The 13608-nt window shown below is 67.2% G+C and carries 14 protein-coding genes and 1 pseudogene; 7 read left to right on the forward strand and 8 right to left on the reverse strand.

Features of this window, described 5'->3' with window-relative positions:
* Window positions 1–51: 51 nt before the first annotated feature.
* From CFB35_RS26350 to denD, 3 genes are all read left to right on the forward strand, one after another.
* On the forward strand, window positions 52–1377 hold the full coding sequence (locus tag CFB35_RS26350; RefSeq protein ID WP_059575404.1) for an MFS transporter: 1326 nt from the start codon (window positions 52–54) through the stop codon (window positions 1375–1377).
* A 75-nt stretch (window positions 1378–1452) separates the two neighbouring features.
* The gene (gene otnI, locus CFB35_RS26355; protein WP_089465745.1) at window positions 1453–2229 is read left to right on the forward strand and encodes a 2-oxo-tetronate isomerase; all 777 of its coding nucleotides are present in this window, start codon (window positions 1453–1455) and stop codon (window positions 2227–2229) included.
* A gap of 28 nt (window positions 2230–2257) precedes the next feature.
* A complete protein-coding gene (gene denD, locus CFB35_RS26360) occupies window positions 2258–3229 on the forward strand; it encodes a D-erythronate dehydrogenase (RefSeq protein WP_089465746.1) in 972 nt (323 codons plus the stop codon).
* A gap of 216 nt (window positions 3230–3445) precedes the next feature.
* Here the strand turns inward: denD and CFB35_RS26365 are convergent, their stop codons facing one another.
* A complete protein-coding gene (locus CFB35_RS26365; RefSeq protein ID WP_060968615.1) occupies window positions 3446–3721 on the reverse strand; it encodes a DUF4148 domain-containing protein in 276 nt (91 codons plus the stop codon).
* Window positions 3722–3792: 71 nt separating this feature from the next.
* Window positions 3793–4137, reverse strand: a complete 345-nt coding sequence (locus tag CFB35_RS26370; protein ID WP_060968614.1) for a DUF4148 domain-containing protein — start codon at window positions 4135–4137, stop codon at window positions 3793–3795.
* A 211-nt stretch (window positions 4138–4348) separates the two neighbouring features.
* Here CFB35_RS26370 and CFB35_RS26375 point away from each other — a divergent pair, with 211 nt between their 5' ends.
* From CFB35_RS26375 to CFB35_RS26385, 3 genes are all read left to right on the forward strand, one after another.
* On the forward strand, window positions 4349–5038 hold the full coding sequence (locus CFB35_RS26375) for an aspartyl/asparaginyl beta-hydroxylase domain-containing protein (RefSeq protein WP_059575410.1): 690 nt from the start codon (window positions 4349–4351) through the stop codon (window positions 5036–5038).
* 112 nt (window positions 5039–5150) lie between these two features.
* Window positions 5151–5420 (forward strand): MoaD/ThiS family protein, encoded by a 270-nt coding sequence (locus CFB35_RS26380; protein WP_059575412.1) that lies wholly within the window; start codon window positions 5151–5153, stop codon window positions 5418–5420.
* Window positions 5421–5496: 76 nt separating this feature from the next.
* On the forward strand, window positions 5497–6651 hold the full coding sequence (locus CFB35_RS26385; protein ID WP_059575414.1) for a hypothetical protein: 1155 nt from the start codon (window positions 5497–5499) through the stop codon (window positions 6649–6651).
* On the opposite strand, the gene CFB35_RS26390 is transcribed toward CFB35_RS26385, so the two are convergent.
* Entirely contained in the window at window positions 6638–7582 is a 945-nt protein-coding gene (locus tag CFB35_RS26390) for a LysR substrate-binding domain-containing protein (RefSeq protein ID WP_059575416.1), read from the reverse strand. The two genes, CFB35_RS26385 and CFB35_RS26390, sit on opposite strands and share 14 nt — an antisense overlap.
* A gap of 146 nt (window positions 7583–7728) precedes the next feature.
* On the opposite strand from CFB35_RS26390, the gene CFB35_RS26395 reads away from it, so the two are divergent.
* Window positions 7729–8154 (forward strand): PACE efflux transporter, encoded by a 426-nt coding sequence (locus CFB35_RS26395; protein WP_059575418.1) that lies wholly within the window; start codon window positions 7729–7731, stop codon window positions 8152–8154.
* Window positions 8155–8162: 8 nt separating this feature from the next.
* Here the strand turns inward: CFB35_RS26395 and CFB35_RS26400 are convergent, their stop codons facing one another.
* From CFB35_RS26400 to CFB35_RS26420, 5 genes and pseudogenes are all read right to left on the reverse strand, one after another.
* Window positions 8163–8789 carry a trimeric intracellular cation channel family protein gene (locus tag CFB35_RS26400; RefSeq protein WP_059575420.1) on the reverse strand — a complete coding sequence of 209 codons (627 nt, stop codon included), beginning with the start codon at window positions 8787–8789 and terminating at the stop codon, window positions 8163–8165.
* A gap of 312 nt (window positions 8790–9101) precedes the next feature.
* Window positions 9102–10049: a choline ABC transporter substrate-binding protein gene (locus tag CFB35_RS26405; protein WP_050012220.1), complete on the reverse strand. Its 948-nt coding sequence runs from the start codon at window positions 10047–10049 to the stop codon at window positions 9102–9104.
* Between the two features lie 104 nt (window positions 10050–10153).
* Entirely contained in the window at window positions 10154–11152 is a 999-nt protein-coding gene (locus CFB35_RS26410) for a GlxA family transcriptional regulator (protein ID WP_059575422.1), read from the reverse strand.
* 107 nt (window positions 11153–11259) lie between these two features.
* Window positions 11260–12156, reverse strand: a complete 897-nt coding sequence (gene choW / locus CFB35_RS26415; RefSeq protein ID WP_059575424.1) for a choline ABC transporter permease subunit — start codon at window positions 12154–12156, stop codon at window positions 11260–11262.
* Window positions 12149–13595 (reverse strand): annotated as a pseudogene (locus CFB35_RS26420) (glycine betaine/L-proline ABC transporter ATP-binding protein); the annotation flags it as partial. The pseudogene CFB35_RS26420 and the gene choW, both read right to left, overlap by 8 nt.
* Between the last annotated feature and the right edge of the window lie 13 nt (window positions 13596–13608).

Raw genomic sequence — 13608 nt, forward strand, 5'->3', positions numbered from 1 at the left:
ACGATCCGGCGGCGTACGCGCCGCCGGCACACAATAGTCCAGGAGACGACGATGACTGCTCTCGACGCGGCCGCAAGCCGCTCGCCCGCCGCGGCCGCCCAATCGGGCGAACTCGACCGCACCTACAAGAAAGTGTTCTGGCGCATCGTGCCGTTCCTGATGCTCTGCTACGTGGTCGCGTATCTCGACCGCGTGAACGTCGGCTTCGCCAAACTGCAGATGTCGCAGGATCTCGCGTTCAGCGAAACCGTGTTCGGGCTCGGCGCCGGAATTTTCTTTCTCGGCTACTTTCTATTCGAACTGCCAAGCAACCTGCTGATGCACCGCATCGGCGCGCGCATCTGGATCGCGCGGATCATGATCACGTGGGGCCTGCTGTCCGCGCTGTTCGCGTTCGTGAAGACGCCGACGCAGTTCTACGTGCTGCGCTTCCTGCTCGGCCTCGCGGAAGCCGGCTTCTATCCGGGCGTGATCCTGTATCTCACCTACTGGTTCCCGTCGCATCGCCGCGCGAAGATCATCGCGGTGTTCATGTCCGCGATTCCCGTGTCGGGCATCTTCGGCAACCCGCTGTCGGGTTGGATCATGGAGCGCTTCCACGGCGGCTCGGGTTTCCACGGCTGGCAATGGATGTTCATGATCGAAGCCGTGCCGGCCGTGCTCGTCGGCATCGCGACGATCCTGTATCTCGACAACAGCATCCGCGGCGCGAAGTGGCTCGACGAGCGCGAGAAGCAATTGCTCGAAGACGAAATCGCCGCGCAGCCGCAGGAACAGCAGCAGCACGGCCATTCGCTGAAGGCCGTGTTCTCGGACCCGCGCATGTGGTGGATGTCGCTGATCTACTTCGCGTTCGTGACCGGCCAGTACGGGCTCACGTTCTGGATGCCGACGCTCGTGAAATCGACCGGCATCACCGACACGCTGCAGATCGGCCTGCTGTCGGCGATTCCGTTCGTCGTCGCGATCGTCGTGATGAACCTGTTCGGCCACAGCGCGGACAAGCGCCGCGAACGCCGCTGGCACCTGATCGTGCCGGCGCTGATGGGCGCGATCGGGTTTGCGGTCGCCGCGTCGTACTCGCACAATACGGCGGTGTCGATCGTGTTCCTGTCGCTCGCGGCGGGCGGCGTGCTGACCTGCGCGCCGCTGTTCTGGTCGCTGCCGACCGCGTTCCTCGCGGGCTCCGCGGCCGCTGCCGGGATCGCGATCATCAACTCGGTCGGCAACCTCGCCGGTTTCGCGAGCCCGTACGTGATCGGCTACCTGAAGGACGTCACGCACAGCACCGCGTCCGGCATGTACGTGCTCGCGGCGATGCTCGTGATCGGCGCGATCGCCGTGTGGCTCACGCCGCCCAAGCTCGTGAACCGCTGATCCGCCGCTGGCCGATTCATCATTCGACGCGGGGCGCACGGCGCCCCGCCCCATTCATACACAGGACCCGCCGCCATGCCACGCTTCGCCGCCAACCTCTCGATGATGTACACCGAGCATGCGTTTCTCGAACGCTTCGCCGCTGCCGCCCACGACGGCTTCAAGGCCGTCGAGTACCTGTTCCCGTACGACTTCGCCGCCGAGGACATCCGCGCGCGCCTCGACGCGCATGGCCTCGAACAGGCGCTGTTCAACGCGCCGCCGGGCGACTGGGCCGCGGGCGAACGCGGCATTGCTTCGCTGCCGGGCCGCGAGGACGAATTCCGACGCGGCATCGACCAGGCGCTCGACTATGCGCGCGTGATCGGCAGCAAGAAGCTGCACGTGATGGCCGGCATGGTGCCGCAGGGCGCCGACCGCGCGCGCCATCGCGACACCTATCTGGCGAACCTGCGCCATGCGGCGCAGGCCGCGGCCGCGCACGGCATCACGATCCTGATCGAGCCGATCAACCAGCGCGACATGCCCGGCTATTTCCTGAGCCGCCAGGACGACGCGCAGGCGATCCGCGCGGAAGTCGGCGCGCCGAACCTGAAGGTGCAGTTCGACTGCTACCACTGCCAGATCGTCGAAGGCGATCTCGCGATGAAGCTCAAGCGCGATTTCGCGGGCATCGGCCATATCCAGATCGCGGGCGTGCCCGAACGTCACGAGCCGGATGTCGGCGAACTCAATTACCCGTATCTGTTCGCGCTGATCGACGCGCTCGGCTACGACGGCTGGATCGGCTGCGAGTATCGGCCGAAGGCCGGCACGTCCGAAGGTCTCGGCTGGATCAAGCCGTACCTGTGATTCCCGTATTCCACATAGGGCAACGAACATGAAAGTACTGATCACCGGCGGCGCCGGCTTTCTCGGCCAGCGTCTCGCGCGCAAGCTGCTCGAGCGCGGCGAACTCACGGGCCCCGACGGCCGTATCGAGAAGATCGACGAGCTGATGCTGCTCGACGTCGTCAAGGGCAGCGATTTCGGCGACGCGCGCGTGACGTCGATCGTCGGCGACATCGCCGATCGCGCGGTGCTCGACAGCGCGATCGACACGCAGACGGGCGCGATCTTCCACCTCGCGGCGATCGTCAGCGGGCAGGCCGAAGCCGACTTCGATCTCGGCATGCGGATCAACCTCGACGCGTCGCGCACGCTGCTCGAAGTGTGCCGCGCGCGCGGCCACCGGCCGCGCGTCGTGTTCACGAGCTCCGTCGCGGTATACGGCGGCGCGCTGCCCGACGTCGTGCAGGACGACACCGCGCTGAATCCGCAATCGTCGTACGGCGCCGAGAAGGCGATCGCCGAGCTGCTGCTGTGCGACTACGCGCGGCGCGGTTTCGTCGACGGCCGCGTGCTGCGGCTGCCGACGATCAGCGTACGGCCCGGCCGCCCGAACGCGGCCGCGTCGTCGTTCGCGAGCGGCATCATCCGCGAGCCGCTGAACGGCGAGGAAAGCGTGTGCCCGGTGCCCGGCTCGACGCGGCTGTGGCTGCTGTCGCCGCGCGGCGCGATCGACGCGCTCGTCGCCGGATGCGAAATCGACGGAGCGAAGCTCGGCAGCAAGCGCGTGATCAACCTGCCGGGGCTGTCGGTGTCGGTCGACGAGATGATCGCGGCGCTGCGCGAAGTCGCGGGCGACGAGGTCGTGAAGCTGATCCGCCACGTGCCCGACGAACGCGTCGAGAAGATCGTCGGCAGTTGGCCGGGCCGCTGGGATACGTCGCGCGCGGAAGCGCTCGGGCTGAAGGGCGACACGTCGTTCGCGGACGTGATCCGCAGCCATATCGCGGACGAACGGCGCTGATTTGCGGCGCGCCGGGCCGCATCGACGCGGCCCGGGCGTTTTTTCGACGCGCGACGACGCGCGTCGCACCACACCCGCCTGCATGAAGCGCGCATCGGCGCCGCGATGACGCCGCACCACCGCTCCCCACGATTCGTCTCCGCGCGACACGCTGCGCGCGTGCCTCGCTCTGTCGCAATGCCGACGGCCTCGCGCAATACGGGTACATGTCGGCACCTAGTTGGCGACCTGCGCCGGCATGCCGGGTCCGGCCTCCGGTGCGGCGGACGCCGCCATCCGCGCCCGGTCCTGCTCGGCGAGCTTCGCTTGAGCGGCCTGGATATCGGCCGGATACGCGCCGTCGTCACCCTTCGCCGGGTCGTACCCGGCCGCTTCGACGCGCATCAGTTCGTCCCGAACCTGCGCACGCGTCAGCGGCGCGGCCGCTTGCGCGAATGCCGACTGACCGGCGATCGTACCGACCATCATCAGTACTGCGATATAGTTTTTCATCGTGAATTCCTTCAATGTAACGTAGCGATCAACCACGGGACAGACGCGGCCTGCGAATGCAGGCGGGCGGATCAACTTCCGAAATAGATCGTGCAGAAGCTCGCAGGGCCGACGCATGCGGCGGCGCCTCGACGCGGCGACGTCGCCGCCGGCTTGCCCGCTTCGGACGACATGGCAGGATCGCTGCCGACCGCCGTGCTGGCCTGCCGCTGCGGCATCCGCTCGGCCTGATTCCGGAACAGCGGGCTCACGTCCGGATACGACGTATCGGTCACGAAGCGCAGCCCGTTGTTTTCGGCATCGATCAGTTCCTGCCGGACCTGCTCGCGCGTGAGCGCCTGTGCCGACGCTTGCGTCGCGACACCTGCGAGAGAAATCGCCGCCACCGTGGCGGCCACCAGCCAGTGCGTGTTCATGTTCCACTCCTTCATCAGTCAATGAGACGACGTGCTACACGCGTATGACGACGGAGGAACGCGGTTTATTCCCGGCCTTTTCATTCGCGCCTGCCGGACCTTCATCGAACTGTCATTCATTCGTCAGCCGGCGTAACCTGACGTAACGCAATGCCCGCCGTGCTTCGGGCAGACTGATCACCTCTTCATCCGGGCCACCCGTCGATCGACCATGTCCGCCGCCTACGACCATGCAGCCGCCCTGCTGCGCACGCTGTACGACCGCCATATCGACAGCGGCGCGGTGCTCGACGCGGCCGCATTCCCGGATGCCGAGCGTTTCGTGCGCGCATGGCCCGCGATCCGCGCGGAGGCGCTCGACGTCGCACGCGACATGCCGCGCATCCCGCGCTTTCACGAAATCATGCGCGAGCAGTACGACATCTCGGCCAACGATGCGCGCGACTGGCGGATGTTCATCATGCAGGCGTACGGCCAGCCGTTTGCGCGCAACCTGTCGCGCTGCCCGACCGTCGCGTCGCTCGTCGCGGCGTCGCCGGACGTGCTGTCCGCGTCGCTGTCGTTCCTCGCGCCCGGCAAGCACATCCCGCCGCATCGCGGGCCGTTTCGCGGCATCCTGCGCGGTTATCTCGTGCTGTCGATGCCGCAGCGCGCGGACGGCACGCCGGCCGCCGTGCTGAAGGTCGACGGCCACGAATACCGGCTCGACGAAGGCCGCTTCCTGCTGTGGGACGACACGTTCACGCACGAGGTGTGGAACGACAGCGACGCCGTGCGGATCGTGCTGCTGCTCGATATCCGCCGGCGCGGGATGCCGCGCTGGCTCACGTGGCTGTCGAATGCGGTGATCGGCGTCGTGCGGCTCGGGATCCGGATCAGGGGGCGGTCGATTCCGGTTTAGCCGCCGCCACCCCGCGCGCGCCGCGCACGGCGGCTCCGTTCCACCTTTCGGCGCCCGCCGGATCGCCTACACTACAAGCCGTCCCTTCGTGCGGCTCCTGCCAGCTACCGCCATGGCGCACCTCTTTTTCGCCGCGTCGATCCAGCGGCATGTCGAAACGCCCGAGCGCGACATCGACGCGCGCACGGTCGGCGAAGCATTCGACACCGTTTTCAGCGAGCAGCCCAGGCTGCGCGGCTACATCGTCGACGACCAGGGCGCGCTGCGAAAGCACCTGTCGGTGTTCATCGACGGCCGGCCGATCCGCGACCGGCAGCATCTGTCCGATGCGCTCGGCGACGCCAGCCGCGTGTATGTCGTGCAGGCGCTGACCGGCGGATAAAGGGACCGATGCACGGGCGCATTCCCCTGATACCAGACGCCGTCGCGCCAAGGCGGACCATCCGGAGACACCGCACATGAACGATCGACTACTCGTCGCCACCCGCAAGGGCCTGTTCGTCCTGCAACCCGACGGTCATGGCAGTTGGACGCTCGGCGAACCGCATTTCATCGGCGAGCCCGTCAGCATCGCGCTCGCCGACCCGCGCGACGGCACGCTGTATGCGGCGCTCAATCTGGGGCATTTCGGCGTAAAGCTGCATCGGCTGCGCGCAGGCGCCACCGAATGGGAGGAATGCGCGGTCCCGGTTTATCCGCCGCAGCACGCCGACGCGTCACCTCCCCGCGCCGATGCGCATGCCGGCAACGGCGCCATGGACGACGAGCCGCCCGGGCCGCCACAGCCGCAACCGCCGTGGACGCTTCAGCAAATCTGGTCGCTCGAAACCGGCGGCACGGACGAACCCGGCGTGCTGTGGGCCGGCACGATTCCCGGCGGCCTGTTCCGTTCCGACGATCACGGCGATTCGTGGGCACTCAACCGCCCGCTGTGGGATCGCCCTGAACGCGCCGAATGGGGCGGCGGCGGGTACGACGCGCCGGGCATCCATTCGGTGATGGTCGATCCGCGCGACAGCCGGCACGTCACCGTCGGCATCTCGTGCGGCGGCGTCTGGCAAACCGCGGACGGCGGCGCGACGTGGCGCGTAACCGCTGAAGGCATGGAAGCCGATTACATGCCGCCCGAGCGGCGCGGCGAGCCGAACATGCAGGATCCGCATCGCGTCGTGCAGTGCGCGGCCAACCCCGACGTACTGTGGACGCAGCATCACTGCGCGATCTTCCGCTCGACCGACGGCGGCGAACACTGGCGGCGAATCGAGGCGCAGCCGTCGAGCTTCGGTTTCGCGGTGGCCGTGCATCCGCACGAACCGGATAGCGCGTGGTTCGTACCAGCCGTGAAGGACGCGTGCCGGATCCCGGTGAACGGCCGGTTCGTCGTCACGCGCACGCGCGACGGCGGCCGCAGTTTCGAGAGCCTGTCGAACGGATTGCCGGCCGCGCCCGCGTACGACCTCGTGTACCGGCACGGGCTCGCGGTGGACGATTCCGGCACGCGCCTCGCGATGGCGTCGACGACCGGCGGGCTATGGACGTCCGATGATGGCGGCGAGCGCTGGCAGCAGGTATCGGCGCATTTGCCGCCGGTGTATTGCGTCAGGTTCGGGTAGCGGCGCGGTGCTCGTCCGGCGCCATCCGCGCCACCGCGTCGCGCGTCCGTGCGATTTCGGCTTCGAGCCAGTCGAGAAACCGCCTGACCTGCGGCTCGCGCTCGCGCCCCGGCCGGCACAACGCGACGAAGCGCGCACCGTCGAGCCGCACCGTGGGCTCGACCGGCATCAACGCGCCGCGCTCGACATGCTCGGCGGCCAGCACCGAGCTGAGCAGCGCGATACCCTGCCCGTGCAGCACGGCCTGCAACGCGTAATGCTCGTCGTCGTAATGACGGAAGACCGCACGTTCGAGCCACGCCTCCCGGCCCGCCGCACGGCACCACGACGCCCAGTCGACCGACACGGGCAACGGCGTATCCCACACCGTTTCGATCAGGTCGAGCGTCCCGTCCGAGCGATGCGCGTCGAACCCGACGGCCGCATACGCGCCGAAATATTCGTCGATCAGCGCAATCTCGTGCAACGCGGGAAACTGCCGCGACGTCGCGCGAATCGCGAGATCGATCCGGGCATCGCGTTCGAGATCGACGAGCGCGTTTCCGGTTTCGACCTTGATGTGCAGATGCGGATCGATGCGGCGAAACGCGCCGAGACGCGGAATCAGCCACATCGCCGCAAAGGCCGGCGTGGTGGTCAGCACGAGCGGGCGCTCGTCCGCCGCATCCGGGCGCACCGCGTCGAGCCCGCGGCTTAGCGCCAGCAACGCATCGTGACTCGCGCGAAACAACTGCTCGCCTTCAGCCGTCAGCCGCACGCCGCCCGTGCCGCGCTCGAACAGCAGTACGCCCACGCGGCTCTCGAGCGACTTGATCTGGTGCGACACGGCAGCCGGCGTCACGGACAGTTCGTCCGCGGCGGCCTTGAACGTGCCGAGCCTTGCGGAGGCTTCGAATACACGCAATGCGGTCAGGGGAATTTTCGAGAACACGGGGCCTCGCGGGCCGGATGCGGCCGGGTTGAATTCGATTCAATCGGGGTGAGATTAGGTGAATTGAAGCGGCTGCGCAACGCGACTAGCCTTGCGGGGCGTCGCGGCATGGTGCCGCGACGGTCGACCTCGAACCGGAGGAACCCGTGCAAGGCCTACCGCGCAGGATCACGCAGGCGGTGCTCTACGAAGCGATCGCCATTTCCTGCATCTCGCCCGCGATCGCGGCGATCTTCAAGCAGGACCTCGTCTACTCCGGCGCGCTGTCGGCGACGATGTCGGCGATCGCGATGCTGTGGAACATGATCTTCAACGCGCTGTTCGAGCGCTGGGAAGCGTCGCGCCGGCAGCCGGCGCGCACGCTCGGACGGCGGATCCTGCACGCGACCGGATTCGAGGGCGGGCTGATCTTCATCCTCGTGCCCGTCGTGTCGTGGTGGCTCGACATCTCGTGGTTCGACGCGTTCGTCGTCGATATCGGGCTGTTCGCGTTCTTCTTCTGCTACGCGTTCGTGTTCCAGTGGGCGTTCGATCGGGTATTCGACGTGCCGGCGGCGACGAAGGAGTCGTGAGCCGGGGCCTACGCCCCCGCGGCGATTTTCGGCAACTGCCAGCCGAAACGCACCGCCGCCATCCGCAGCGCGAAGCACGCGAGCCCGCCCAGCAAGGCCGCGACGACGGGCGGGCAACCGAGCCGCCGGCACAGCACGACGACGACCGCGCCGAGCAGCGCCGCGCTCGCGTAGATGTCCGTGACCAGCACGACCGGTATCCGTGCGAGCAGCAGATCGCGCACGACGCCGCCCCCGCAGCCGGTCACCGCGCCCATCAGCGTGGCAATGAACGGCGGCACGCGGAATTCGAGCGCCTTCACGGCGCCCGCGACCGCGAACAGCGCGAGGCCGGCCGCATCGAGCATCGTCAGCAGCGACGGCGAAAACGACGCGACCCGCGCATGAAACACGAAGGCGAACAGTCCTGCGGCGAACGCGAGCGCCGGATAACGCCAGTCGCTCACGGCGCTCGGCGGGCGAGCGCCGATCAGCAGGTCGCGAATCACGCCGCCGCCAAGCGCGACGACGAGCGACAGCACCATCACCCCGAACAGGTCGAGTCCGGCGCCGATCGCCGCATTGGCGCCCTCGATCGCGAACACCGCCGTGCCCGCGAGATCGGCCGCGAGCACGACTTGCTCGATGCGCTTCATGCGAATGAATGGCCGACGTACCGGATTGTCCGGCCGCAGCCTGCGTCGGCCGAAACGGTCGCGCCATTCGGCCGCGTGCCGGCTGCGTGTTGCCGTCCGGACGCATCAAGCGGGTTGCGGGTCATTGCCGTCTCCTCGATCGGGGATCGAGCAGTATAGGGCCTGTTCACGCTAATAACGGGCTTGCGCTGGCCGTCGACGCGAGCGTGAAGCACGCAGCAAAAAGCCGGCGCAAGCAGGTCACCCTGCTTACGCCGGCTTAACATTCAGGTCAGGCTTCGGGCCGCGGCCGCCCAGCCCGACACGTCACCGTCAATGCGCGCCGAGATACGCCTTCACCGCCGGCAGGCCCGGCTTGCCGTCGATCGTCGTCACGCCGGCCAGCCACTTGTCGAGCGCGTCCGGGTTCGCCTTCAGCCACGCGGCGGCGGCCTTGTTCGGGTCCTGCTTGTTCATGATCGGCACCATCACGTGGTTCTCGATCGCCGTCGTGAACTGCAGGTTCGACACGAACTTCGCGACGTTCGGGCAGCGCTGCGCGTAGTCGGGCGGCGTCGCTGTCAGCACCTTCGCTTCGCCGTAGTTCGGGCCGAACACGTCGTCGCCGCCGGTCAGGTAGTCGATCTTCATCTGCACGTTCATCGGATGCGGTTCCCAGCCGAGGAACACGATCCACTGCTTGTCGCGAATGGCGCGATTCACCTCGACCAGCATCCCGGCCTCGCTCGACTCGACCAGCTTGAACTTGCCGAGGCCGAACTGGTTGCCGTCGATCATCTTCTTGATCAGCGCATTGCCGTCGTTGCCCGGTTCGATCCCGTAGATCTTGCCGTTGAGCTTGTCCGCGTACTTCTGGATGTCCGCGAACGACTTCAGGCCGCCCTGGTACACGTAGTCGGGCACCGCGAGCGTGTATTTCGCGCCGGTCAGGTTCGGCGTCGCGAGCACCTTGATCGTGCCGGCCTTCGTGAACGGCTGGATGATCGGGTCCATCGTCGGCGACCAGTAGCCGAGGAACACGTCGATCTGCTTGCTCTTGATCCCCGCGAACGTGATCGGCACCGACGCGATCGTCTTCGTCGGGTTGTAGCCGAGCCCCTGCAGCATCGTCGACGCGAGGCCCGTGGTCGCCGCGATGTCGGACCAACCGACATCCGCGAAGCGCACGTTCTTGCACACGGGCGGATCGGCCGCATAAACGGCCGACATCGGCGCGGTCATCCCGATTCCGCACACCGCTGCGATCAATAGGCGCTTCATCTTGCTTCTCCTCAAAGTGATGTCGTTTGCTTGAATGCGGGATCGTTTGTTGAAGCCGCGCGCCGCGATCCCGGCGACGTCGCGGACCGTCCGATTGCCCCGGCTCAGCGCCCCGGCAGCCGGCGCTCGTAGCTCGGCGCATGGCCGAACTGCGCGCGGTATGCCTTGCTGAAATGACACGGCGAATGAAAGCCGCAGACCGCCGTCACGCGTGCGATCGACGCATCGGTCGTGCGCAGCAGGTCGCGTGCGCGCTTCAGGCGCAGCGTCAGGTAATAGTGGGTCGGCGACACGTTCAGGTACACCTTGAACATGCGCTGCAGATGCCGCTGCGACAACCGCACGAGCCGCGCGAGCTCCTCGAGCGACAGCGGCTCCTCGATGTTCGCCTCCATCAGCCGCACGACCTCGATCAGCTCCGCACGCGAGAAGCCGACCCGCGCATCGACGGGAATCGGCTGCGTATCGGTCGAGCTGCGGATGCGCTCGAGGATGAACTGCTCGGAGACCTGCGCGGCCAGTTGCTGGCCGAACCGCATGCCGACGAGGTTCAGCATCAGGTCGAGCGGCGCGGTGCCGCCGGTGCAGGTCAGGCGGTCGCGATCGACGACGAACAACTCGTCGGCGAAACCCACCTGCGGGAATTCGGAATGCAGCGCGGACAGGTTCTCCCAGTGCACGGTGCAGCGATAGCCGTCGAGCAGCCCGCTCGACATCAGCGCGTACGCACCCGTGCAGATGCCGCCGAGCGGCAGCCCGCGTTCGGCGAGTGCCGTGAGCGTATCGCGCGCGCCGTCGTCGACCACGTCGCGGATGCGGATGCCGCCGCACACGATCATCACGTCGGGCAGGTTGTCGTAGTCGAGCGCTTGCGTGGGCCGCACCGCGATGCCGTTGCTGGCATGCGCGGGGGCGCCGTCGAGCGAGTAGATCGACCACTTGTAGTGATCCGCCCGCCCGACGTAGTTCGCCATCCGAAGCACTTCGACCGCGCTCGAGAACGCGATCATCGAGAAGTTCGGCAGCGTCAGAAAGCCGAAATGGGCGAGGGACGAAACCGGTGAAACGCAGGCGGCGGGCGCGACAGCGACGGCGGACGTCACATCGGTCTCCTGGCGAGGAGGTTGCGGGGAGCCAGCCCCGCGGCCGAAGCCGCGGGAGCCGTTATCCATTCAGGGTGAGCGGCCGGCGCGTTGCCGGCCGCCGGAGATCAGGCCTGCGCGGGCGAAGCCTTCACGCGAAAGAGCTGCTTGAGGCCCGAGAACAGCGGCGCCTTCGCAGTGCCCGGCGCGCGGCCGAAGCTCTCGGTGATGCGGTCGAGAATGATCGCGAGCAGCACGACCGACAGACCGCTTTCGAAGCCGAGACCGATGTCGAGGCGCTGGATACTCGCGAGCACGTCGTTGCCGAGGCCGCCCGCGCCGACCATCGACGCGATGATCACCATCGACAGCGCCATCATGATCGTCTGGTTCACACCCTGCATGATCGACGGCAGCGCGTTCGGGAACTGCACCTTGTACAGCAGTTGCCACGGCGTGCAGCCGAATGCCTGACCGGCTTCGACGATCTCGCGGTTCACGTGGCGGATGCCGAGGCTCGTGAGGCGCACGGCCGGCGGCATCGCGAAGATCACCGTCGACAGGATCCCCGGCACGCGGCCGAGACCGAACAGCATCGCGGCCGGAATCAGGTAGACGAAGGCCGGCATCGTCTGCATCAGGTCGAGGATCGGACGCACGATCGCGGCGACCCACTTGCTCTTCGCGGCCCAGATCCCGAGCGGGATGCCGAGCACGAGGCTGATGATCGTCGACGACAGCGTGAGGCCGAGCGTGATGACCGTCTGGTCCCAGAAGCCCGTCGCGAAGATCAGCAGCAGCGACGCGGTCGTGAACAGCGCGAAGCGCCAGCCCACCCGCCACAGCCCGACGCCGATGAAGATCGCCATCATCAGCCACATCGGGATCGCCTGCAGGCCATGCTCGACGAATGCGGCGAGCCCTTCGATCGCTTGACCGATCGCGTCGAACGTCTTCGCGTCGTGGTCGAGCAGGTAGTGAACGGACTGGTCGACCCAGGTACCGAGCGGAATCATTTCAGACATGGGAGCCTCGCGAACGCGTGATGGCCTTCAGGATGAGCGCACGATCGACCGAGCCGCAGTAGCAGCCGTCGTCGTCGACGACGGGCAATGCATTCGGGCTCGCGACGACGCGCGCGACGACATGTTCGAGCGACGCATCGCGCCGGATGCTTTCGATCGGCCGTACCGACGGCGTGTCCTGACCGAGCGCCTCGCGCGTGACGAAGCCGCGAATCTTGCGTGCGGCATCGAGCACGAACGCGTATTCGGCGCTGCCGTTCAGCGACGCCGCGACGTTCGCGGCATCGCACTTCGACACGAGCGGCACGGCGCCCGTCTGCATCAAGTCGCCGGCGGTGAGGTAGCGGCTCGTGTCGATGCCGTCGAAGAACGCGCGCACGTAGTCGTCCGCCGGATTCGCGATGATGTCCTGCGGCGTGCCGACCTGCACGAGGCGGCCGCCTTCCATGATCGCGATGCGGTTGCCGATGCGCAGCGCTTCCTCCAGATCGTGCGACACGAACATGATCGTGCGGCGCTGCTCCTTCTGCAGTTGCAGCAGCACGTCCTGCATTTCGCGGCGCTTGAGCGGATCGAGTGCGGAGAACGCCTCGTCCATGATCATCAGCGACGGGTTCACGGCGAGCGCGCGGGCGAGGCCGACGCGCTGCTGCATGCCGCCCGACAGCTCGGACGGCAGCTTGTGCGAGAACGGTGCGAGGCCGACCTGCTCGAGCACTTCCATCGCACGGCGCTCGCGCTCCTTCTTGCCCATGCCCGCGACTTCGAGGCCGAACGCGGCATTCGACACGACGGTGCGATGCGGCATCAGCGCGAACGACTGGAACACCATGCTCATGTCCTTGCGGCGCAGCGCGGTCAGCGCCGAGCGACGCGCCGACGCGACGTCGAGCCCGTCGATCAGCACCTTGCCGGCGCTTGGATCGACCAGCCGGTTCACGAGGCGGATCAGCGTGGACTTGCCGGAGCCGGACAGGCCCATCAGCACGAAAATTTCGCCTTCCTGCACATCGAAGGAGACGTTGTGCACGCCGACGACCTGACCGGTGCGCTTGAGCACATCGTCCTTCGTCGCGCCGGCGGCGAGCATGTCGAGCGCCTGCTGGGGATTGCTTCCAAACACCTTGCACAGACCTTCGACCACAACCTTGGGGGCATCCATCGAAACCTTCTCCTCGTGTAGCGGGGACTCGCGCTTGTCATAGCGTGCCTACATAGTTGCCAGAAAAAACCCCGACCTGCCGACGAATTACGACAAACGCTTGCGCAAATACGACACGGCCCGCAGCCCCGCCCGGCGGGCCGCGCAGCCGATTGCGGCGGCGCAATACGCGCACGGCCCGCAACGGCGGGCATTCCGCGCCGGACTTGTGCGCAGCAACGCGGCGCGCATCACATGAGGTTTTGCGCCAGCGCGCATCGGGCACGCGTCGTTTTGCGACAAGTTCACGT

Origin of the sequence: Burkholderia sp. AU16482 (genome assembly GCF_002223285.1) — a bacterium.
Classification (GTDB): Bacteria; Pseudomonadota; Gammaproteobacteria; order Burkholderiales; family Burkholderiaceae; genus Burkholderia; species Burkholderia semiarida.